This window comes from Pantoea sp. XAF26B01_ASV70 (genome assembly GCF_054512635.1).
Genome location: NZ_CM137251.1, coordinates 3,449,468 through 3,472,381, shown reverse-complemented (window position 1 = coordinate 3,472,381; position 22,914 = coordinate 3,449,468). Strand labels below are relative to the sequence as shown.

The following is a 22,914-nucleotide window of genomic DNA, read 5'->3' as shown; positions in this document are numbered from 1 at the left end:
CCTGCGCCCCTTAATGCATCGCATCACCCAGCCCGAACACCGGCAGATACATCGCAATCACCAGCGTGCCGACAATGCCGCCAATCACCATCATCATCATCGGTTCCAGCGAAGCAGCCAGCGTGTCAGCGCGCTCACGGGTTTCTGCCTCATGCCATTCCGCCAGACGAGCCAGCATTAAATCCAGCGCGCCCGCCTCTTCGCCGACGCGAACCAGCTGACCGCATAATGGTGTGAACAGCGGATGATGCATCAGCGCCTGATGCAGAGGATTCCCCTGAGCAATGTGCTGCTGCAGTCCGGCCATTGCTTCCCGCCATAGCAATGATGAGAGCGTCACTTCAACGGCAGCCAGTCCCTGTAGCAAAGTTAACCCGGCACGCTGTGTCAGATTCAGAATGGTGTAGATCTGCGTCAGCTGCGTGCCACGCCATAACCCGGAAAGCAGCGGGATGCGCAGGAAAATCGCCTGCTCACGGCGCTGCCAGCCCGCAGAGCGTCGTCGTAACTGATGCCATGCCACCAGCATCAGCGATACGCCGATGGCTAACATCGCTCCCCACTCCTGAAGCGCGGCAGATAACTGCATTACCGCTGCCGTAAAGGCGGGCAGAGGGGCATCAAAGGAGTCATAGACGGCAACGAACTCTGGCAGAACGAACAGGAGCATGCCGCAGGTGACCGCAATCGCCACCAGCAGAATGAACAGAGGATAACGCAGCGCCTTCGTCACCTGATGCCATAACTGCTGTTGCCGGATCTGCTGCCGGGCCAGCTCACTGCAACAGGTATCCAGCTGACCTGTCAGTTCGCCCACCTCCATCAGGGCCGGATAGAGTGCCGGAAAAATCTGCGGCCATTCACGTAAAGCCTGAGAAAAAGGGGCGCCGCTGAGTACCCGATGATGCAGGACAAGCATCAGAGCACGCCAGCCTGCATGCGGATGGCCCTCAGCCAGTAAAGCCAGACTCTCTGCCAGCGGCAGTCCCGCTTTGAGCAGGGTTGCCAGCTGACGAATCAGATCGGTTTTGTGCTGCCACTTGCACTCCCTCTGACGCCACACTTTTTCTCGTTTCCAGCTCACCGGCAGAAGATCGCGCTGCGCCAGCATCAGCAGCAGGTTATCACTGTCGATAGCCAGTAGCTGGCCACTGACTAACTGGCCCTGGCTATCGACCGCCTGCCAGCGAAATAAAGACGCATCAGCCATCGTCCAGCCCAATCACCCGTTGCATCTCTTCCAGCGAGGTATCGCCCCGGCTTACCGCTTCCAGGCCAGAAACCAGCAGGGTGCGTAATCCCTGCTGTTTCGCCAGGCTGAGCAAATTCTCCAGCGGCATTTCGGCGGCGATCGCATTTTGCAGCCTGGCATTGATCGGCAGCAGTTCAAACAGCGCCAGCCGGCCAAAATAGCCGGAAAAACAGTGGTCGCAGCCGGGAGCTCGCCAGGTTTGCAAGGTACCGGGCCAGAGTTCCGCAGGATAGTGCGCCACCGCCTGAGCGGGCTGACGGCAGTGGGGACAGAGGCGTCGAACCAGGCGCTGAGCAACAATCAGTTTCAGCGCCGACCCCAGAAGATAACCGGGAATACCCATCTGTCGTAGCCGGGTCAGGGTCTCGGCGGTGGAGTTGGTGTGCAGCGTTGACAGCACCAGATGTCCGGTCTGTGCCGCTTTAACCGCAATCTCCGCCGTTTCAGCATCGCGGATCTCTCCTACCATGATTACATCCGGATCCTGTCTCAGCAGCGCCCGCAGCACGCGGTTAAAATCGAGGCCATTTTTAGCATGGATCTGCGTCTGATTAACGCCGGGCAGGGGGATCTCAATCGGATCTTCAACGCTGCACAGATTTTTTTCCGGCGTATTCAGGGCACTGAGTCCGCTATAGAGCGTAAACGTCTTGCCGCTGCCGGTAGGCCCGGTGACCAGAATCAGCCCCTGCGGCTGCGCCAGCGCGGCGCAGAACAGGCGCAACTGCGCGGCGGGTAAGCCGAGCTTATCCAGCGACAGCGCCGCGCTTTCACTCTGCAACAGCCGGACCACCGCTTTCTCACCACCGTAGATGGGTAAGGTGGCCAGGCGAAAAGAGGCGGGTTTACCGGCGATCTCCAGACTGAACTGACCATCCTGCGGTAACCGGCGTTCGGCGATATCCAGTCCGCCGAGGATCTTCAGTCGCGCCAGTAGCGCAGCAGGCTGGGTGACGGGCAGGGAAGATAGAGGGTGCAATACGCCATCGATACGCAAACGCACCCGCAGGCCATCACGGCCGGGTTCGATATGGACATCAGAGGCGCGACGCTCCAGCGCCTGACGCAGGATCAGCTGTGTCGCTTCGATCGCTGATTCTGTGGGCGCCTCTTCGCGCGCCACCAGCGGTGTGTCAGCGTGCTGAAGCTGGTCGAGCCGGGCCTGCGGCCAGCATTCAATTTCAATCTGACACTGGCTGGCAAAATGGAGGGCTTCAGCCAGCCCTGGCGGCACGCTCTCCGCGACGGCAACACGCAGCTGGCTGGCATCATGGTGCAAAACCAGGGCGCGATAGCGCTGACATAATGCCGCGATCGCCTCATCAGGCTTGCTCATCGCTGGCTCCTTTATCCGCAAAGCGGAACTGCTGCAGGCAATTGTCACGCAGGCTATTGTTGCTGCTGGTGCAGCTGCGTTGCCAGCTGATGCCGCCCTCGGTGCTGTCCCAGAGAGGCAGCATTTCAACGCTCAGCCCATTCAGGCTCTCCTGGCCGGTCAGCGTAATGACCCCGTTGGTCACGCTCAGTGCTGAGACATAGCGCGATCCCCTGGCAGCAGGAATACCCGCTTCTCCGGCCTGGCACTGCGTCGGGCCGCCGCGCTCCATGGCGCAAAGCTCAACAGCGGTTTTATAGGGCACCATGGTTTGCAGCATGTCGGTAAGGGCAGCACGCTGCAGATAATTTTGATAAGCGGGCAGGCCGATGGCACTTAAGATTGCCACAATACCCACCACAATCATCAGTTCAACCAGCGTAAATCCACGTTGATAATTCATCACATCGTCTCCGTATTAAGAAGGCGACAGGTTAAAAATCGGGGGCAGTAAAAGACAGGCAGAGATGGGCAAACTGGAAAGCGTGATGTGAACAGATTTCAGACTTACAGCGCAGTCGAAACTGCGCCGGAAGCAGGGTCGCAAAATCACCGTGTTGAGTGACGGCGAGGCAGGCTATTTTTGTTTAAAGCGCATCGAGAGATCCAGCGCCCGCACATGCTTGGTCAGCGCGCCAACCGAAACATAGTCCACGCCGGTCAGGGCGATCTGTGGCAGGGTGGTTTCGGTGACGTTACCGGAGACCTCCAGCAACGCCCGACCCTGATTAAGTTCGACGGCGGCACGCATCGCTTCCAGGCTGAAGTTATCCAGCATCACGATATCGGCTTCCGCTTCCAGCGCCTGACGTAACTCCTCCAGCGATTCCACCTCAACTTCAACCGGCACATCGGGCTGCAACCATTGCGCTCTTTCCACTGCCTGCCGAATCGAACCGCTGGCAATAATATGGTTCTCTTTGATGAGATAAGCGTCAGAGAGGCCCAGCCGATGATTACTGCCACCGCCGCACAACACGGCATATTTCAGCGCAGTCCGCAGTCCGGGCAGGGTTTTACGCGTGTCCAGCAGTTGCGTCTGGCTTCCCGCCAGCAGCGCGACATAGCGGCTGACTTCGGTAGCAACGCCTGAGAGCGTCTGCACAAAATTAAGCGCCGTTCGCTCGGCGGTCAGCAGTAGCCGGGCAGGTCCCTCGATTTCAAACAGCAGCTGGTCAGCCTCGATCTGATCACCATCTTCGACATGCCAGATCAGGGTCGCGTGTGAGCCGAGCTGAATGAACACCTCTTCAACCCAGCGTTTACCACAGAAAACACCGGCTTCGCGGGTGATGACCTGCGCATCGGCCTGGGTATCGGCGGGTAACAGCTGCGCGGTGATATCGCGGTCAGCGTCGATCTCGCCCCCGAGATCCTCTTTTAACGCCAGCGCAACACTATCCGGAATGTCACTTTCAATGCGTTTAATCAGCGCCTGACGACGGCTGTCGGGATCATAACCACGGGATGACATAGGCGTTTTACTCCTGAAAGGGGAAATGACAGAGGCGGTCACAATAGCCTGAACCGCCATTCGGTTCCAGCAACTGATAGTATTTTGTTTAGTATCCTTAACACGCAGTGCGTGAATGTCATCAGACCGGCACACTAAGAAGCAAGAATCCTTTATTATTCATGCTATTCTCAGCCAGGTGAAATAAGGAAAACCGCTATGAAAATCAAACAGGGCTGGCTGACCCGCGTGCGTCATGTGCCGTCGCCGCATTGCAACGAACGCCCTGATAATGAGGCACCTTCACTGCTGGTGATCCACAATATCAGCCTGCCACCCGGTGAATTTGGCGGGCCATGGATCGATAAACTGTTCACCGGCACCTTACCGCCCGATGCCCATCCCTATTTTGCGGATATCGCCGCGCTGAAAGTGGCGGCACACTGCCTGATTCGCCGTGACGGGGAGATCGTGCAGTATGTCCCCTTTGATAAACGCGCCTGGCATGCAGGCATTTCGCAGTTCGAAGGACGTGAGAACTGCAACGACTTCTCCATAGGCATCGAACTGGAAGGGACAGACAGTGAGCCTTATAGCGAGGCGCAATATCGGGCCTTGCAGCAGGTGACGCAATTACTGCTGCAACACTACCCGTTAACGCCTGCACGTATCACGGGGCACAGTGACATCGCACCGGTACGCAAAACCGATCCCGGACCTGCTTTTGACTGGGACTACTACAAACAGCTGTTAACGCAGCAAAAATCCTGATTTTTGCGGAGTCAGTATGACGTTGTTTACCTTGTTGTTGGTTTTAGGCTGGGAGCGCCTGTTTAAACTGGGCGAGCACTGGCAGCTCGAACACCGGCTGGAGCCGATCTTTCGCCAGCGCCACCATTTCTCAATGATGCGTACCCTGCTGATGACCGTGCTGGCGATGGCGCTGACCGCGCTGGTGATCTGGAGTCTGAAAGGGCTGCTGTTTGGCGTGCTGCAACTGCTCTTCTGGATTGTTGCCGGACTGCTCTGTATCGGTGCCGGGTCGGTGCGACAGCACTACCACAGCTACCTTAAAGCAGCCAGTCATGATGACGACGCTGCGCATCAGGCGATGGCGGCTGAACTGACGCTGATTCATGGCGTGCCGGTGGAATGCAGCGAGCGCGAGTTCCTGCGTGAGCTGCAGAATGCCCTGATCTGGATAAACTTCCGTTTCTACCTTGCGCCAATGTTCTGGCTGGTGGTAGGCGGTCCGTGGGGGCCGGTGCTGCTGGTGGGTTACGCTTTTCTGCGGGCCTGGCAAGGCTGGCTGGCAAAGCATGGAACACCGATGGCGCGTTCACAATCTGGCGTGGATGCCATTCTGCATCTTCTCGACTGGATCCCGGCGCGGCTGGCGGGTGTGGCTTACGCCCTGCTGGGTCATGGCGAGAAAGCGCTGCCCGCCTGGTTTGCTTCGCTGACCGATCGGCATCGTTCTCAGTATCAGGTGCTGACGACCCTGGCGCAGTTCTCACTGTCACGCGATCCGCACACCGATAAAGTCGAAACGCCACGGGTTGCCGTGGCGTTAGCGAAACGTACCTCACTGGTACTGGTGGTCGCTGTCGCGTTGCTGACGATTTACGGCACGCTGGTGTAATCGGCAGGCGGCACGCCGAAATCAGGCGTGCCATCTTCCCGCCAGCTGAAATATTTCAGTCGGGTATGGCGGTTCGGATCCCATAACGGATCGCCTTCAATTTCAGTGTAGTTACGCGCGTGGTATACCAGCACGTCGCGTCCCGCCTCATCCTGGGTAAAACTGTTGTGACCCGGTCCATACTGATGGTTGTCCCAGCTGGAGACAAATACCGGCCGTGCAGACTTTTGCCATGCGGCGACATCAAGCGGGTCGGCATCAACGTCAATCGACAGTATCCCCAGACAGTAATTCTCATCGGTGGCGCTGGCAGAGTAGGTCACAAACAGCCGATCCCCGTGACGAATAACCGCCGGTCCTTCATTAACGCTAAAGCCTGCGCACTCCCACTCATATTCTGGCCGGCTCAGCATCACCGGCGTGCCTTTCAGCGTCCAGGGATTAAGCAACTCAGCCAGATAGAGGTTAGAGTTGCCGGGAATCAATGGATCTTTCTGCGCCCAGAGATACCAGTTTTTACCCTGATGCACGAAGTGGGTGGCATCCAGTGAGAAGCTGTCGAACTGGCTGAAGACCCGGCGGCAGGGCTGCCATTCCCCCTGCAGCGGATCTTCCGCCTCACACACCAGCGCATACATCCGGTGCTGAAACAGTCCCTCTTTGATTTCACGCGTCGGTGCTGCCGCGAAATAGATGACCCACTGTCCGTCAATGTAGTGCAGCTCAGGTGCCCAGATTAACTCGCTAAAGGGGCCGCTCTCGGGCTTGCGCCAGACGACTACCGGCTCGGCGCTGCGCAGGCCAGCCAGCGTCGTGGCGCGACGGATCTCCAGCCGGTCATACTCTGGCACCGATGCTACAAAGTAATAGAACTGTTCATGGCGCAGGATAAAGGGGTCGGCACGCTGCTCGATAAAAGGATTCGGCAAGATTGCGGTCATTTAACATCTCCGGTTGGCGTGACAACACCGTCGCGCAGGCGAACGGTGTGTAACTCATGGAAGTTTTCGCGGCGCAGCGCGAGATCCTGCTGGATGGTAATCATCATTTTGCGGTCGACCTTCATCAGTCGTACCACACCGGCGGTAATCAGATAGCCGACACCCGGAATAATGGTGAACAGCAGCATGATGCCGTTAATCGCCTCAGGTGACTGCTGCTTAGCACCTGCATTGTAGCCATAGATCGACAGCAGAAAGCCGACCATCGCACCGGCAACCGCCAGTCCCACCTTGAGGAAGAACAGGTTGCCGGAGAAGCTGATGCCGGTGATGCGTTTGCCGGTTTTCCATTCGCCGTAGTCATCCACATCGGCCATCAGTGACCAGTGCAGCGGAGAGGGGATCTGATGCAGGATATTCAGCACAAAGTAGGCGACCACGACCATCACGGTGGCGTGGGGATCGATCCAGTAAAAACCGCTGGAGAAGAGTGCCAGCGCGACATTGGTCCAGAAGAAGACTTTGAGTTTGCACCAGCGATCGGTGAGTAGTTTCGCCAGCGTGCTGCCGACCATCATGCCAATCACACCCAGGCTGATAAACAGCGTGGCGAAGTGCGTCGACTGGCCCATGACCCAGGTCACGTAATACATGGTGGCCGCCATGCGGATGAAGCCGGGACAGACGTTACAGAAGGTCAGCAGCAGAATGCGTACCCACTGATCATTCTTCCAGACGTCACGCAGATCTTTTTTCAGGTCATCATTGCTCGGCACGGCAGGGCGGATACGTTCACGTACCGTGGCAAAGCAGAACAGAAACATCGCCAGGCCAATGGTTGCCAGTACCGCCATCGCCATCTGGTAGCCGCGCGCTTTGTCTTCGCCACCGAACCACTCTGCCATCGGCAGCAGGGACAGAGAGAGTATCAGCGTAGCGATGCCGACCATGACAAAGCGGTATGACTGGCAGGAGACGCGCTCACCGGGATCGTTAGTAATCACGCCGCCCAGAGAGCAGTAAGGAATGTTAATCGCCGTATAGGTCAGCGACATCAGGAAGTAGGTGACGAAGGCCCAGATCACCTTGTTGTGATAGGTCCAGTCTGGCGTGGTGAACATCAATACGCTGAACACGACGTAAGGTACGGAAACCCACAGCAGCCAGGGACGAAAACGACCCCAGCGACTCTGGGTGCGATCGGCGATCGCGCCCATAATCGGATCGGTTACCGCATCGAGCACTCTGACCGAGAGCAGCAGGGTCCCCACCAGCGCCGGGGCCAGGCCGAAAACGTCGGTATAGAAGTAGTTCAGGAACAGCATGATGGCACCGCCAATCATGTTGCATCCGGCATCGCCTATGCCATATCCCAGTTTTTCCCGAAACGGGAGGGCTGTACCTTTCATGGTTTTCTCCTGCGCATCCAGTGTGAACAGGAATTATTGGCAGGAAATCAGCGAGATGAACGGGAGTAATTCGTTATGAAGATGGACAAAACAGTTGCGGGGAGAGAAGTGTGAACTGGATCGGGACAGTTGAGACGGTCAGAGAGGCGCGGGTGACGTGCTGCAACCCCGCAGGAGGTCGCAGCACGTGGTAAAGCATCAGGCTTTCTGTGTCTGGTTCTTGATAAAGTAACCCACGCCCAGAATCACCAGCCAGACCGGAATCAGCCAGACAGAGATCGCCATGCCCGGCGTGGTCGCCATCAGTACCAGAATCGCCGCCAGGAAAATCAGGCAAATCCAGTTACCGGCCGGATAGAGCAGCGCTTTAAAGCGCGTGGTTACGCCCTGCTTATCTTTCTTACGACGGAACTTAAGGTGCGCCAGGCTGATCATCGCCCAGTTGATCACCAGCGCAGAGACGACCAGCGACATCAGCAGACCAAACGCTTCACCCGGCATCAGATAGTTGATCAGCACACAGAGCGCAGTGGCGACAGCAGAGACCAGAATCGTTAACACCGGCACACCGCGACGATCGACTTTCAGCAGCGCTTTTGGCGCATTACCCTGCTGTGCCAGACCAAACAGCATACGGCTGTTACAGTAAACGCAGCTGTTATAGACCGACAGCGCCGCTGTCAGGATGACCACGTTGAGCGCATTCGCTACCATGGCATCGCCCAGCTCGTGGAAGATAAAGACAAACGGGCTGACTTCTGACGTGACACGCGTCCACGGCATCAGTGACAGCAGCACCGCCAGCGAACCAATATAGAAAATCAGAATACGCCACAGCACCTGGTTGGTCGCTTTTGGAATGCTCACTTCCGGGTTATCGGCTTCAGCGGCGGTGATACCCACCAGCTCCAGGCCACCAAAGGAGAACATGATAATCGCCATGACCATCACCAGACCGCCGATGCCATGCGGGAAAAATCCGCCCTGTTCCCACAGGTTGCGCACGGTAGCCTGCGGACCCGCGTGACCGCTGAACAGCAACCAGCCTCCGAACAGGATCATGCCAATCACCGCAACCACTTTAACGATGGCGAACCAGAACTCCATCTCACCAAACACTTTCACGTTGGTCAGGTTGATAGCGTTAATCATCACGAAGAAGATGGCAGCCGAAGCCCAGGTCGGAAAGTCTGGCCACCAGAACTGGACATATTTGCCAACGGCGGTGAGTTCCGCCATGGCGACCAGCACATAGAGCACCCAGTAGTTCCAGCCCGAAGCGAAGCCTGCAAAGTTGCCCCAGTATTTATACGCGAAGTGGCTGAAGCTGCCGGCGACCGGCTCTTCCACGACCATTTCGCCTAACTGACGCATGATTAAAAAGGCAATAAAACCGGCAATCGCATAGCCCAGAATTACGGCCGGTCCGGCGGATTCAATGACCGATGCACTGCCCAGAAACAGGCCGGTTCCCACTGCACCACCCAGCGCGATGAGCTGAATATGGCGGTTCTTGAGACCACGTTTCAGCGCTTCGCCTTGCTGTTGTTCCATACAAACCTCGTGATGTTTTTATTCTTCGTTCGCAGCGCAGGACGCTGTAATGAAGTAGTTACAATAACGTATTGATTATTTTACGGTATCTGGCGTGCTGAATAGTGCCATCTGCTACCCTGGCGACAAGAATAGTGATAAGCGAATCGCTTTGCACCTGCTTTCGCCTTTCGTGCTGAGAGTTGACTGAAAAAACGCCGTCCTGGTCACGTCTGTCCACAGCAACTTCTGCCATGAAATTCCGTTAATGACGAATAGCTTTCACTTATGTCTGCCGCTGCGCTAACGCGCTAAGCGGGTGTAAGGTTTGGTAAAAGTGAAATTATTTAACATTTGCGGTAACGCGAATTTTTCATTTTTTTAACCGCAAGTTAGCGCCAGCACAGGCTTTGGGGGCAGGTGAATGTCGCAGACACCATATAGACACAAGGTGAATACTTTGTTACTTTACCGGCACCTCTTTGCAATTGGTATTACCAATTTACTCCGGACGATTGGCTTAATAAGAAGGGATGATGGCTTACAGTAAGATTCGCCAACCTAAGCTCTCCGACGCTATCGAGCAACAGCTCGAATCGCTGATTATGGAAGGGACCCTGCGTCCGGGAGAGAAGCTGCTGCCTGAGCGCGAACTCGCCAAACAATTCGATGTCTCACGTCCGTCTCTCCGCGAAGCGATCCAGCGCTTAGAAGCCAAAGGATTATTGCTGCGCCGACAGGGTGGCGGAACGTTCGTGCAGGAGAATCTCTGGCAAAGCTTAAGCGATCCACTCGTTGAGCTTCTCGCCGACCATCCGGAATCACAGTTTGATCTGCTGGAAACGCGCCATGCCTTAGAAGGCATCGCCGCCTATTACGCGGCGCTGCGCGGCACAGAGGAAGACCTGCTGCGCATTCGCGACTGCCATGTGAATATCCAGCAGGCGCAGGACAGCGGCGATTTAGACGCCGAAGCGGACGCAGTGATGCAGTATCAGATTGCTGTCACAGAAGCGGCCCATAATGTTGTGCTTTTACATTTGCTACGCTCAATGGGCCCTATGCTGGAACAAAACGTTCGCCAGAATTTCGAATTGCTCTACTCGCGCCGGGAAATGCTGGCAAAAGTGAGCGGTCACCGCGCCAGAATCTTTGAGGCGATTGTGGCTCGTGAGCCAGAAAAAGCGCGCGAGGCTTCACACCGTCACCTGGCGTTCATAGAGGAAATCTTGCTGGACAGAAGTCGGGAGCAGAGCCGTCGAGAACGCTCCCTGCGTCGTTTACAGCAACGTAAGGAATAACGTGCGACAAAGATCGTACGGACATGTGCGACGAGCCTGCCTGCATCTGCTTTAACAGGCTCCCGATTATTCAACGTATTAGACACAGATAAGGAACACACCCATGTCAGAACGTTTACACAATGACGTGGATCCGATTGAAACTCGTGACTGGCTACAGGCGATCGAATCGGTCATCCGTGAAGAAGGTGTTGAACGTGCACAGTATCTGATTGATCAGGTACTGGGTGCAGCCCGCAAAGGCGGCGTAAACGTGGCTGCAGGATCTTCTGCAATCAGCAACTACATCAACTCTATTGCCGTTGAAGATGAACCCGATTATCCGGGCAATACCTCTCTTGAACGTCGTATCCGTTCCGCAATTCGCTGGAACGCCATCATGTCGGTGCTGCGCGCATCGAAGAAAGATCTGGAACTCGGCGGCCACATGTCCTCCTTCCAGTCTTCTGCGACGATTTATGAAGTGTGCTTCAACCACTTCTTCCGCGCGCGCAGTGAGAAGGATGGCGGCGATCTGGTCTATTTCCAGGGCCACATCTCTCCCGGCATTTATGCCCGTGCGTTCCTTGAAGGTCGTCTGACCGAAGACCAGATGAATAACTTCCGTCAGGAAGTTGACGGTAAAGGCCTCTCTTCTTATCCGCACCCGAAATTAATGCCGGAATTCTGGCAGTTCCCGACCGTATCAATGGGTCTGGGTCCGCTGTCGGCTATCTACCAGGCGAAGTTCCTGAAGTATCTGGAACACCGTGGCCTGAAAGATACCTCTGCTCAGACCGTTTACGCCTTCCTGGGTGACGGTGAGATGGATGAGCCAGAATCCAAAGGCGCGATCACCATCGCGACCCGTGAAAAACTGGATAACCTGGTCTTCATCATCAACTGCAACCTGCAGCGTCTGGATGGCCCGGTGACCGGTAATGGCAAGATCATCAACGAGCTGGAAGGCATCTTTGCCGGCGCTGGCTGGGAAGTGATCAAGGTCATCTGGGGCGGTCGCTGGGATGAGCTGCTGCGCAAAGATACCAGCGGCAAGCTGATTCAGCTGATGAACGAAACCGTCGACGGCGATTACCAGACCTTCAAATCCCGTGATGGTGCCTATGTGCGTGAGCACTTCTTTGGTAAATATCCGGAAACCGCCGCGCTGGTTAAAGATCTGTCCGATGATGAAATCTGGGCATTGAACCGTGGCGGCCACGATCCGAAGAAAATCTACGCGGCACTGAAAAAAGCGCAGGACACCAAAGGCAAGCCAGTACTGATCCTGGCGCATACCATCAAAGGTTATGGTATGGGCGACACCGCGGAAGGCAAAAACATTGCCCACCAGGTGAAGAAGATGAACATGGATGGCGTGCGCTATATCCGTGATCGCTTCAACGTGCCAGTTGCAGATGACAAAATTGAATCACTGCCGTACGTGACCTTTGAAAAGGGCTCTGAAGAGCACACGTATCTGCACGGTCAGCGTGAGAAGTTAGGCGGCTACCTGCCAACACGTCAGCCGAAGTTCACTGAAAAGCTGGAAATGCCAGCACTCGAAGAGTTCAGTGCGCTGCTGGATGAGCAGAACAAAGAGATCTCAACCACCATCGCCTTTGTACGTGCCCTGAACGTGATGCTGAAGAACAAGTCGATCAAAGATCGCCTGGTTCCGATCCTCGCCGATGAAGCGCGCACCTTTGGTATGGAAGGTCTGTTCCGTCAGATTGGTATCTACAGCCCGAACGGTCAGCAGTACACCCCGCAGGACCGCGAGCAGGTTGCTTACTACAAAGAAGACGAGAAAGGCCAGATTCTGCAGGAAGGGATCAACGAGCTGGGCGCAGGTTCATCCTGGCTGGCTGCGGCGACCTCTTACAGCACCAACAACCTGCCGATGATCCCGTTCTACATCTATTACTCGATGTTCGGCTTCCAGCGTATCGGCGATCTGATGTGGCTGGCGGGCGACCAACAGGCGCGCGGCTTCCTGGTCGGCGGCACCTCAGGTCGTACTACCCTGAACGGCGAAGGTCTGCAGCATGAAGATGGTCACAGCCACATTCAGTCGCTGACTATCCCGAACTGTATCTCCTACGATCCTTCTTACGCCTATGAAGTGGCTGTCATCATGCATGACGGTCTGGTGCGTATGTATGGCGAAGCGCAGGAGAACGTTTACTACTACATCACCACGCTGAACGAAAACTACCATATGCCAGCAATGCCCGCTGGTGCAGAAGAGGGTATCCGTAAGGGTATCTACAAACTGGAAACGGTAGACGGCAGCAAAGGCAAAGTGCAGCTGCTGGGCTCAGGTTCTATCCTGCGTCATGTGCGTGAAGCTGCGCAGATCCTGGCGAAAGATTACGGTATCGGCTCTGATGTCTACAGCGTCACCTCGTTCACTGAACTGGCACGTGATGGCCAGGATTGTGAGCGCTGGAACATGCTGCATCCGACAGAAGAAGCGCGCGTACCTTACATCGCTCAGGTGATGAACGACGCACCTGCTGTCGCCTCAACCGACTACATGAAACTGTTCGCTGAGCAGGTTCGTAGCTATGTCCCGGCCAGCGATTATCGCGTGCTGGGTACCGATGGCTTTGGTCGCTCTGACAGCCGTGAGAACCTGCGTCATCACTTTGAAGTTGATGCATCTTATGTGGTGGTTGCCGCGCTGGGTGAGCTGGCTAAACGCGGCGAGATCGAGAAGAAAGTGGTGGCCGACGCGATCACCCGATTCAATATCGATGCCGATAAAGTTAACCCGCGTCTGGCTTAAGAGGTAATAGAGTAATGGCTATCGAAATTAAGGTACCGGATATCGGGTCTGACGAAGTTGAAGTCACCGAGATTCTGGTGAAAGTTGGCGACAAGGTGGAAGCCGAGCAGTCGCTGATCACCGTGGAAGGCGACAAAGCCTCAATGGAAGTGCCGTCGCCGCAGGCTGGCGTAGTGAAAGAGATCAAAATCTCTACCGGTGACAAAGTTGAAACCGGCTCACTGATCATGGTGTTTGATGCTGAAGGCGCTGCGGAAGCAGCACCTGCCGCCGCCGAAGAGAAAAAAGCGGACGCGGCGCCAGCGCCAGCCGCTGCTGCGGCCACTGCCAGCAAAGAAGTGGCTGTGCCGGATATCGGCAGTGACGAAGTTGAAGTCACTGAGATTCTGGTTAAGGTTGGCGACAAAGTCGAAGCCGAGCAGTCACTGATTGTGGTGGAAGGCGATAAAGCGTCGATGGAAGTCCCGGCTCCGTTCGCGGGCGTGGTCAAAGAGATCACTATTTCCACCGGCGACAAAGTCAGCACCGGTTCAGCCATCATGGTCTTTGAAGCAGAAGGCGCAGCACCGGCCTCTGACGCGAAGCCAGAAGTGAAAGAAGAAGCGGCATCGGCACCTGCCGCGGCTGCAGGCGCCAAAGACGTTAACGTTCCGGATATCGGCGGTGATGAAGTTGAAGTTACCGAGATCCTGGTCAAAGTTGGCGACAAAGTTGAAGCTGAGCAGTCACTGATTGTGGTTGAAGGCGACAAAGCCTCTATGGAAGTGCCTGCGCCGTTTGCAGGTATCGTCAAAGAGCTGAAAGTGGCGACCGGCGATAAAGTCAGCACCGGCTCACTGATCATGGTGTTCGAAGTCGAAGGTGCTGCTCCGGCTGCCCCTGCGGCCGCGAAACAGGAAGCTGCACCGGCTCCTGCTGCCAAATCTGACGCTAAAGCCGCGGCACCCGCTCCAGCTAAAGCGGAAAGCAAAGGTGAGTTCGCAGAGAACGACGCTTACGTTCACGCTACCCCGGTGATCCGTCGCCTGGCGCGCGAGTTCGGTGTTAACCTGGCGAAAGTCAAAGGCACCGGCCGTAAAGGTCGCATTCTGAAAGAAGACGTGCAGGCTTACGTGAAAGAGGCCGTGAAACGCGCTGAAGCGGCACCAGCTGCGGCCAGCGGCGGCGGTCTGCCAGGCATGCTGCCATGGCCGAAAGTTGATTTCAGTAAATTTGGCGAAATCGAAGAAGTCGAACTGGGTCGTATTCAGAAAATTTCTGGCGCGAATCTGAGCCGTAACTGGGTAATGATCCCGCACGTTACGCATTTCGACAAAACCGATATCACCGATCTGGAAGCCTTCCGTAAGCAGCAGAATGCTGAAGCAGAGAAGCGTAAGCTGGATGTGAAGTACACCCCGGTGGTGTTCATCATGAAAGCGGTCGCGGCGGCGCTTGAGCAGATGCCACGCTTCAACAGCTCGCTGTCTGAAGATGCGCAGAAACTGACGCTGAAAAAATATATCAACATCGGTGTGGCGGTTGATACGCCAAATGGCCTGGTAGTTCCGGTCTTTAAAGACGTGAACAAGAAAGGCATCACCGAGCTGTCGCGTGAACTGATGGCGATTTCGAAGAAAGCGCGTGACGGTAAGCTGACAGCGGGCGACATGCAGGGCGGATGTTTCACCATCTCCAGCCTGGGCGGCCTGGGCACTACGCACTTCGCGCCGATCGTGAACGCGCCGGAAGTTGCTATCCTGGGTGTCTCTAAATCGGCGATGGAGCCGGTGTGGAACGGTAAAGAGTTTACTCCGCGTCTGATGATGCCGATTTCTCTCTCCTTCGACCACCGCGTAATCGACGGTGCTGATGGTGCGCGATTCATCACCATCATCGGCAATATGTTGTCTGACATTCGTCGTTTAGTTATGTAAATGTAAAGAAGGCCGGCGGAAGCCGGCCTTCCTGTAACGATTCGTCGCGCCGCGGTTGGCAGTTTGTTAACAATTCTGTAAACTCTTGCGGTGAAAGTCCCGGTGGAACAAGGGCATTATAAGAAAGTCTGACCCGCCGGATATCAATTAAGAGGTCATGATGAGTACAGAGATTAAAACCCAGGTCGTAGTACTTGGGGCAGGTCCTGCAGGTTACTCTGCAGCCTTCCGTTGTGCGGATTTAGGTCTGGAAACCGTACTGGTAGAGCGTTACAGCACCTTGGGTGGTGTTTGTCTGAACGTCGGTTGTATCCCATCTAAAGCGCTGCTGCACGTTGCTAAAGTGATTGAAGAGGCGAAAGCCCTTGAAGAGCACGGCATTGTGTTTGGCCAGCCATCTACTGATATCAACAAGATTCGCAGCTGGAAAGAGAAGGTTATCAACCAGTTGACTGGCGGCCTGTCAGGAATGGCAAAAGGTCGTAAAGTCACCGTGGTTAACGGCCTTGGCAAATTCACCGGTGCTAACACCCTGGTGGTTGAAGGAGAAGGCGGCGCGACCACCATCAACTTCGATAATGCCATTATCGCTGCGGGTTCACGTCCAATCGAACTGCCATTCATTCCACATGAAGATCCACGCGTCTGGGACTCTACCGATGCGCTGGAACTGAAAGAAGTGCCGAAGCGCTTGCTGGTCATGGGCGGCGGCATCATCGGTCTGGAAATGGCGACGGTTTATCATGCGCTGGGTTCAGAGATTGATGTGGTTGAGATGTTCGACCAGGTTATCCCGGCTGCGGATAAAGACGTGGTGAAAGTCTTTACCAAGAAAATCAGCAAGAAATTTAACCTGATGCTGGAAACCAAAGTGACCGCCGTTGAAGCAAAAGACGATGGCATTTACGTTTCAATGGAAGGTAAAAAAGCACCAGGCGAAGCGCAGCGTTACGACGCAGTGCTGGTGGCGATCGGCCGTGTGCCGAACGGTAAAGGTCTGGATGCCGGTAAAGCGGGCGTGGAAGTGGACGATCGCGGCTTCATTCGCGTCGACAAGCAGATGCGCACCAACGTGCCACACATCTATGCTATCGGCGACATCGTCGGTCAGCCAATGCTGGCGCACAAAGGCGTGCACGAAGGCCACGTGGCGGCAGAAGTGATCTCTGGTCTGAAGCACTACTTCGATCCGAAAGTGATCCCTTCAATTGCCTATACTGAGCCAGAAGTTGCCTGGGTCGGTCTGACCGAGAAAGAAGCGAAAGAGAAGGGCATCAGCTACGAGACCTCCACCTTCCCGTGGGCAGCCTCAGGCCGTGCTATCGCTTCTGATTGTGCAGACGGTATGACCAAACTGATTTTCGACAAAGAGACGCACCGGATTATTGGTGGCGCGATTGTCGGTACTAACGGCGGCGAGCTGTTAGGCGAAATCGGTCTGGCGATTGAGATGGGTTGTGATGCGGAAGATATTGCGCTGACCATCCACGCTCACCCGACCCTGCATGAGTCAGTCGGTCTGGCGGCAGAAATCTTCGAAGGCAGCATCACCGATCTGCCTAACGCGAAAGCGAAGAAGAAATAAGTTTCTGCTACTAAAGAAGAAAGCTCCCGTTATGGGGGCTTTTTTTTCGCCTGGATTCTGGTGCTGTATGGCAAGAATCGATTTGGGTTAAGACTAAAGGTAACCCCAATAACCCTGAAAACGTTGCCTGTGAGAGTTATTAGAGTTATCGTGCTTTCATCGGGACGCGACAGGACACAGGGATGGATAGCAGCACGTTAATTTCCGAAATGAAGGCTGATGGCTGGGTTCTGACAGGGATAGACGGTAGCCATCACCATTTCACACATCCGACAAAACCGGGGCTGGTTACAGTACCCCATCCTAAAAAAGACTTACCGATCGGTACGGTAAAGAGCATCAGGAAACAAGCGAGAATTTAATCCCGCTTGCCCGTAGAGGTATAAATATGTTTTATCCAATCGCGATTGAAGCGGGTGATCACGAACACGCATACGGCGTAATCGTTCCCGATTTACCAGGGTGTTTCTCTGCCGGGGATACTCTTGATGAAGCCATTAAAAACGCCAAAGAGGCTATCACAGGGCATATCGAATTATGTGTAGAGCTCGGTCATGAGATCCCTGCCGTGTCCACCATTGAGACTCTGGCCACGAATCCTGACTATCAGGGTTATATCTGGGCATTGGTTGATGTAGATGTCATTCGTTTGCTGGGCGGCTCTGAAAAAATCAATGTCACTTTACCCAGGTCGTTAATTGATCGGATTGATCGTTGTGTGGCTTCACACCCCGAATACAAAAGTCGCTCGGGCTTTCTGGCTCAGGTAGCGCTTGAGCGTATTACTGCTCCGATTAACAGGCCTCAAAAGTAAGTCCGCGTGATAGCTAAATTTATTGGTGGCAGAGGAATCAAAAGGCACCGTTTATGAGTTTTTACCCCTTAAGCCGTTGCCATGATCTTTCTCACGTATGGTCAGGTTGATGTCTTTGATGATGCTTTTATCCAGATTGATAAAACCGGCGTAAGAATGCATATTCCGGTGAATCTGGATGGACTGCAGCTGATTCTCTTCCTGACTCTTACAAATCAGTGAGTTACTGATCTTTAAATACGTGAATTTAGTGGTGATTTTTTTATGAGGGTAAAATCATCATATTTTACAGCCACATACATTAAGAGTGTTCCCCGCGCTAGCGGGGATAAACCGCATTGATGATGGAGGTGGCCAGACATCTGGCCTGTAATCCCCTACGAATGTGAATATCAGAGTCAGGCCCGATGAAAAAAAAGAACAGCACTCCCACACCTCACGATGCCACTTTCCGGCAGTTTCTCTCACAGCCGGACATTGCCCGCGACTTCATGGAACTGCATCTGCCCGCCGAACTGCGCGCTATATGCGACCTCAGCACCCTGAAACTTGAATCCGGTTCGTTCGTTGAAGACGATCTTCGCCAGTATTTCAGCGATATCCTCTACAGCCTGAAGACCAGTAACGGGGATGGGTACATACACGTCCTGGTTGAGCATCAGTCTACGCCGGACAGGCATATGGCATTCAGGCTGATGCGATACGCTGTGGCGGCTATGCACCGCCACCTTGAAGCGGGCCATAAGCAGCTGCCGCTGGTTATACCGGTACTGTTCTATACCGGCAAACGCAGCCCTTATCCGTATTCAACACGCTGGCTCGACGAATTTGAAGACCCTTCGCTGGCGGAAAACCTCTATGGCAGTACCTTTCCACTGGTGGATGTCACGGTGATCCCGGATGAGGAAATCATGGAGCACCGCAGCATGGCGGCGCTGACGCTGTTACAGAAGCACATACATCAGCGTGACATTGCGACTCTTACCGATCGGCTGGCCACGTTACTGATGGCCGATTATCTTTCTTCACCCCAGGTAACAGCGCTGATACACTATTTACTGCAGGCAGGCGAGTCGGCTGACTCCGAAGCCTTCGTGCGCGAACTGGCACAGCGTGTGCCGCAACACGGAGACGCACTTATGACCATCGCACAGCAGCTGGAGCAGAAGGGCATCGAGAAAGGTATTCAGCTTGGTGAACAGCGTGGAATCGAGAAAGGCCGAAATGAAGGCAAACTCGAGGTTGCCCGCACTATGCTGCAGAACGGCATTGACCGTAACACTGTCATGAAAATGACCGGTCTCTCAGAAGATGAACTTTCACAGATCCGTCACTGATTTTGCTGTCAGAAAACGGCTCGGCAACGTAAAGCCCTGCACTACAGGGCTTAACAAATTTAATGGAACGCAGGCGCTGCTCATCAGACAGTGCGCTGAAGCAGTCTCCCGGGTTAACTGACTATAAGTTCGAGCGTGCTTTTCTGCCATTCCCGAAACTCATCACAAAGCAATTCGACTGTTATGACAAAATTACCGGGTCTCTCAGGTATCACATAGATATTGGATATGAGCCTTTCGGTTGTAGCTTGCCGTACTGAATGCTTTCGTCCGGATATTGAACCATCTTTTGCTATCCACAGTTCTGAGGACGGGGCATTCAATTGGAGAGCGCTAAACATCCGCGGCTGGCTTACCGAAAGGTTGCGCAAATCGGAGAGGATTCCAAAATCACTCAACCTGGGCATAGTCAGGTTTGCAGTCCTTTTAGCTTCAATTATATTGACAGGAACTTTCAGATAAGGCTTTTCAAGCTTTTCGAATTCGTACTCAGACATCAACCTGATGCCAGGTGGTAACACAATCCGGACAGATACATTATTCGCTTTCACAGCAGAAGCATTCTTTATGGAAAACTCCATCTTTCCATTTAGTCCTGCATAGTAAAATCGCAGTTTTTCATTATGCTCATCAACCTGCTCCGCGGTGGGCTTCGAAGCGTTAAATTCTTGCAGTTCCTGAGCACTTATCCTTCCTTTAAGAAATAAAGGAATCTCATCTATATGTATATCAGGCGTATAGGTGACCAGCTCTTCTGGCTCTGGTAAGTCAATTACTAATGGATCTGAGCCTATCTCGTGGCCGTTAATGAGCAGAGACAGTAAGGGTGACTCTTTTTTGTTCAGTTCTTCCAAGCGCTGAATGTTTTTTCTGAGCTGATTATTCTCTTCCATTACGTGAACAAGCTTCGTTAATGCTTCGGGATCAGCTGAATTACCCCGTATCCATCCCGTTCCTGGCTCTTCAGTAAATATTTTGTAAAGCGCAGCAGAAACCTTACTCACCAGCTCATCAGGACTTTCCCAGAAATCGCACAACTGAAGTTTGACTTTATGTTTGAATGCTTCAAGTTTCTCGGTAAATACAGGGCTCGTTTCACGATGTTCACGACTTGTAGAAAAATTCCTACCAGGAAGAAAACATAAAGTTGGAATCTTTTTTGATACAGCGTAATTAAATTCTTTTTCGGTATAGCTGATCCCATCCTCCTCAGAAATGCTGCCGTAGCGTTCACCAACAATCAGAACATAGTAGTCACTATTGTCGATAGCTTTCTGTATGGTATTCCATTGCTGCCGCCCACTGGCACTGAACATTTCCATGCCGGCGGGTATATGATTCATACTAAGAATATGTTCAGTAACCTTTCTACGTACCGGGTAAAGATCGTCATAAGTTGAACTGACAAAAATTTGGTAACGCACGTCTCTAGCCATCTTTACTCCTATATGATCCACTGACACTATCCGGCAGGGTGGGGAATACGGAATATATTATCATCTGCATAAAAGATTGGCATTTTCAGAAAATCCTTTACACAAGAACCATTAATCTACAAATGATAAAATTTATCATTATCGTAATTCTGTTTTGATTAAGTTGCTGAAGGAAATGGGTCAGAATGAACAGGAAACGGGTTAAAGCCGCGGTGATAGTTTTAGCTGTCGTCATTTGTCTGCTGGTTGTCGGCATTTGGGCTTTGGCCTACTTAAAAACGGGCAGGCAGTTTTACGATACTAAAAATCTGGATAAGTGCCTGCACTACAGTAACGAACAGGCTAAGGAAAAAGTTTTACAGGCATGGCTGAAACATCAGGATAGGTGGCGTTCCTGGGAGGAAGCGAAGAGGGCTGCAGATCAGCAGGGCATAACCTTCATGGATGCTAAAATTCAGGGGCCGGCTAAGGTCTGGCTTATCCCTTTCACTGTTTCCAGTAAACCCGATAAAACACAATATGGGATGCTGGACTGTGGCACTGTGGCAGTCGAATTCTCAGAAGATTAGGCAGCAAGCTACTCCTTCATCTAACCACGCATCTCCCATGCAGCCACCCGTTCAATAAACATCTGTGCCAGTGCAGCAATGGCGCTGTTGCCGGGCAGTCTCTCTTCATTGATATACATCACCAGCGAACTATTGCGTCGGCGGCCCTGAAGCAGCGGCAGGGGACGGAGCTCACCGCTCTCTAAGAGCGCGGCAATATTCTGTTCCGGCAGCCAGCCATAACCTAACTGATGCTGGACCGCTTCAATGGCTGCCGACAGCGTCGTGAATGACCAGTTCTCCGCCTGATCGCCATTGACCTCTGACTGCTGCTGTTGCTGACGATCCAGAATGGTAATGCAGGGCCAGCGTGCCAGCGTAGCAGCATTAAGCGGGGCGGATTCGCGGTGCAGCGGGTGGTCGCGATGGGCGACGGCGACGAAATCGACACTCATCAGGCTTTCGCCTGCTAAAGGCGTGTCGCCATATTGCGCCACCAGCCAGAGATCAGCCTGATGCTCCGCCAGTCTGTCCGGCGTCTCGCTTCGGACGATTTCGCTGAACCAGATGCGGACATGCGGATAGCGTTGCTGAAAGGTCTGAAGCACATCGAACAGCAAGGGTTTGGGCAGCGTCGCATCGACCATCAGATCGATGCGCGAACGCTCGCCGCGTTGCAGTGCACTGGCCTGCGCCTCAAGCGCGCCGAATCCCTCCAGCAGCGGACGCACCTGCGCGAGCAACTGATGTCCCTCTGCACTCAGGACAGCGCGGCGGCCCTCCTGCTGTAGCAGAGTCAAACCCAGCCGCTGCTGTAACAGGCTCAGTTGATAACTCAGTGAGGACTGGCTGCGATTGTTCTTCTCCGCTGCCAGCGCAAAACTCCCCTCATTCACTACTGCATCAAGCAGATACCACTGTTCTAGTGTTGTCTTGTACATGATAACTCATCTAAAAATTAAATGATTTAGTGCTAAAAATAGCGTTATTAATCGGTTTTGTAACGCGCAATAATCTCCTCAAGGAAAACAAATGAGGAATTAACCATGAGCACTTTCGATAAACATGACCTGTCTGGCATCGTCGGCAAACATCTGGTTTACACCTATGACAACGGCTGGAATTACGAGCTCTACATTAAAAATGCCAGCACCATCGACTATCGCATTCACAGCGGTATGGTCGGTAATCGCTGGGTTAAAAATCAGCATGTCTATGTCGTTCGTCTGGCGCAGGATGTCTATAAAGTTTCCTGGACTGAACCAACAGGTACCGATGTCAGCCTGGCCGTTAATCTGGCTGATAAAATTTTCCACGGCACCATCTTCTTCCCTCGCTGGGTAATGAACAACCCGGAAAAAACCGTCTGCTTCCAGAATGATCATCTGGAAGAGATGGCAAAATTCCGCGAAGCGGGACCGGCTTATCCAACCGAAGTGATTGATGAGTTCGCGACGCTGACCGTAATCCGCGATGTGGGTGAAAATAACGAAAGCGTGATCGACTGTCCGCCAGACCAGCTGCCCGCCAATTTTCCGGACAATCTGAAAAATTAAGCATGCACAGAAGAGGTCATGACGACCTCTTCTGAATAGCAGTTTC

The 22,914-nt window shown here is 53.8% G+C and carries 20 protein-coding genes and 1 pseudogene; 12 read left to right on the top strand and 9 right to left on the bottom strand.

The annotated features are described in order from the left end of the window. Window positions 1-10 precede the first annotated feature (10 nt). The 4 genes from hofC to nadC form a co-directional block, all read right to left on the bottom strand. Complete coding sequence (gene hofC, locus ACX8ZY_RS16450; protein WP_258992777.1) at window positions 11-1,210, bottom strand: protein transport protein HofC; 1,200 nt, start codon at window positions 1,208-1,210, stop codon at window positions 11-13. Further along, window positions 1,203-2,588 carry a type II secretion system protein GspE gene (gene gspE / locus ACX8ZY_RS16445; RefSeq protein ID WP_158149560.1) on the bottom strand — a complete coding sequence of 462 codons (1,386 nt, stop codon included), beginning with the start codon at window positions 2,586-2,588 and terminating at the stop codon, window positions 1,203-1,205. Before gspE ends, hofC begins: the two co-directional genes overlap by 8 nt. Next, entirely contained in the window at window positions 2,575-3,030 is a 456-nt protein-coding gene (gene ppdD / locus ACX8ZY_RS16440) for a prepilin peptidase-dependent pilin (protein WP_010253922.1), read from the bottom strand. The genes gspE and ppdD overlap by 14 nt, the downstream gene beginning before the upstream one ends. A gap of 174 nt (window positions 3,031-3,204) precedes the next feature. Beyond that, window positions 3,205-4,101: a carboxylating nicotinate-nucleotide diphosphorylase gene (nadC, locus tag ACX8ZY_RS16435; protein ID WP_010671835.1), complete on the bottom strand. Its 897-nt coding sequence runs from the start codon at window positions 4,099-4,101 to the stop codon at window positions 3,205-3,207. Between the two features lie 198 nt (window positions 4,102-4,299). On the opposite strand from nadC, the gene ampD reads away from it, so the two are divergent. Continuing rightward, entirely contained in the window at window positions 4,300-4,851 is a 552-nt protein-coding gene (gene ampD / locus ACX8ZY_RS16430; RefSeq protein ID WP_010671836.1) for a 1,6-anhydro-N-acetylmuramyl-L-alanine amidase AmpD, read from the top strand. A gap of 16 nt (window positions 4,852-4,867) precedes the next feature. Next, window positions 4,868-5,722: a beta-lactamase regulator AmpE gene (gene ampE, locus ACX8ZY_RS16425; RefSeq protein WP_022625416.1), complete on the top strand. Its 855-nt coding sequence runs from the start codon at window positions 4,868-4,870 to the stop codon at window positions 5,720-5,722. Here the strand turns inward: ampE and ACX8ZY_RS16420 are convergent. The 3 genes from ACX8ZY_RS16420 to aroP form a co-directional block, all read right to left on the bottom strand. Continuing rightward, window positions 5,704-6,663, bottom strand: coding sequence for a glycoside hydrolase family 43 protein (locus ACX8ZY_RS16420; RefSeq protein ID WP_167433375.1), 960 nt, complete (start codon window positions 6,661-6,663; stop codon window positions 5,704-5,706). The two genes, ampE and ACX8ZY_RS16420, sit on opposite strands and share 19 nt — an antisense overlap. Then, complete coding sequence (locus tag ACX8ZY_RS16415) at window positions 6,660-8,072, bottom strand: glycoside-pentoside-hexuronide (GPH):cation symporter (protein WP_459260334.1); 1,413 nt, start codon at window positions 8,070-8,072, stop codon at window positions 6,660-6,662. Before ACX8ZY_RS16415 ends, ACX8ZY_RS16420 begins: the two co-directional genes overlap by 4 nt. A gap of 198 nt (window positions 8,073-8,270) precedes the next feature. Next, the gene (gene aroP, locus ACX8ZY_RS16410; RefSeq protein ID WP_033756570.1) at window positions 8,271-9,626 is read right to left on the bottom strand and encodes an aromatic amino acid transporter AroP; all 1,356 of its coding nucleotides are present in this window, start codon (window positions 9,624-9,626) and stop codon (window positions 8,271-8,273) included. 515 nt (window positions 9,627-10,141) lie between these two features. Here aroP and pdhR point away from each other — a divergent pair. From pdhR to ACX8ZY_RS16370, 8 genes and pseudogenes are all read left to right on the top strand, one after another. Then, on the top strand, window positions 10,142-10,906 hold the full coding sequence (gene pdhR / locus ACX8ZY_RS16405) for a pyruvate dehydrogenase complex transcriptional repressor PdhR (protein ID WP_010253942.1): 765 nt from the start codon (window positions 10,142-10,144) through the stop codon (window positions 10,904-10,906). Window positions 10,907-11,009: 103 nt separating this feature from the next. After that, complete coding sequence (gene aceE / locus ACX8ZY_RS16400) at window positions 11,010-13,676, top strand: pyruvate dehydrogenase (acetyl-transferring), homodimeric type (RefSeq protein WP_010253944.1); 2,667 nt, start codon at window positions 11,010-11,012, stop codon at window positions 13,674-13,676. 14 nt (window positions 13,677-13,690) lie between these two features. Beyond that, entirely contained in the window at window positions 13,691-15,592 is a 1,902-nt protein-coding gene (aceF, locus tag ACX8ZY_RS16395; protein ID WP_060679460.1) for a pyruvate dehydrogenase complex dihydrolipoyllysine-residue acetyltransferase, read from the top strand. A gap of 160 nt (window positions 15,593-15,752) precedes the next feature. Then, a complete protein-coding gene (gene lpdA / locus ACX8ZY_RS16390) occupies window positions 15,753-17,177 on the top strand; it encodes a dihydrolipoyl dehydrogenase (protein ID WP_010253950.1) in 1,425 nt (474 codons plus the stop codon). 182 nt (window positions 17,178-17,359) lie between these two features. Next, window positions 17,360-17,539, top strand: a complete 180-nt coding sequence (locus tag ACX8ZY_RS16385) for a type II toxin-antitoxin system HicA family toxin (protein WP_191924198.1) — start codon at window positions 17,360-17,362, stop codon at window positions 17,537-17,539. Between the two features lie 26 nt (window positions 17,540-17,565). After that, entirely contained in the window at window positions 17,566-17,991 is a 426-nt protein-coding gene (locus tag ACX8ZY_RS16380) for a type II toxin-antitoxin system HicB family antitoxin (RefSeq protein ID WP_010253955.1), read from the top strand. A gap of 81 nt (window positions 17,992-18,072) precedes the next feature. Beyond that, window positions 18,073-18,162: pseudogene (locus ACX8ZY_RS16375) on the top strand (CRISPR-associated protein Cas1); the annotation flags it as partial. A 236-nt stretch (window positions 18,163-18,398) separates the two neighbouring features. Next, entirely contained in the window at window positions 18,399-19,328 is a 930-nt protein-coding gene (locus tag ACX8ZY_RS16370; protein WP_425021096.1) for an Rpn family recombination-promoting nuclease/putative transposase, read from the top strand. A gap of 113 nt (window positions 19,329-19,441) precedes the next feature. On the opposite strand, the gene ACX8ZY_RS16365 is transcribed toward ACX8ZY_RS16370, so the two are convergent. Then, a complete protein-coding gene (locus tag ACX8ZY_RS16365) occupies window positions 19,442-20,764 on the bottom strand; it encodes a DUF4062 domain-containing protein (protein WP_179256891.1) in 1,323 nt (440 codons plus the stop codon). 185 nt (window positions 20,765-20,949) lie between these two features. Here ACX8ZY_RS16365 and ACX8ZY_RS16360 point away from each other — a divergent pair, with 185 nt between their 5' ends. Further along, window positions 20,950-21,333 (top strand): hypothetical protein, encoded by a 384-nt coding sequence (locus tag ACX8ZY_RS16360; protein ID WP_115764296.1) that lies wholly within the window; start codon window positions 20,950-20,952, stop codon window positions 21,331-21,333. Between the two features lie 20 nt (window positions 21,334-21,353). Here ACX8ZY_RS16360 and ACX8ZY_RS16355 read toward each other — a convergent pair whose 3' ends face one another. Then, the gene (locus ACX8ZY_RS16355; RefSeq protein WP_158149554.1) at window positions 21,354-22,253 is read right to left on the bottom strand and encodes a LysR family transcriptional regulator; all 900 of its coding nucleotides are present in this window, start codon (window positions 22,251-22,253) and stop codon (window positions 21,354-21,356) included. 105 nt (window positions 22,254-22,358) lie between these two features. Here ACX8ZY_RS16355 and ACX8ZY_RS16350 point away from each other — a divergent pair, with 105 nt between their 5' ends. Then, window positions 22,359-22,868 (top strand): phenolic acid decarboxylase, encoded by a 510-nt coding sequence (locus tag ACX8ZY_RS16350; protein WP_039391324.1) that lies wholly within the window; start codon window positions 22,359-22,361, stop codon window positions 22,866-22,868. Window positions 22,869-22,914 lie beyond the last annotated feature (46 nt).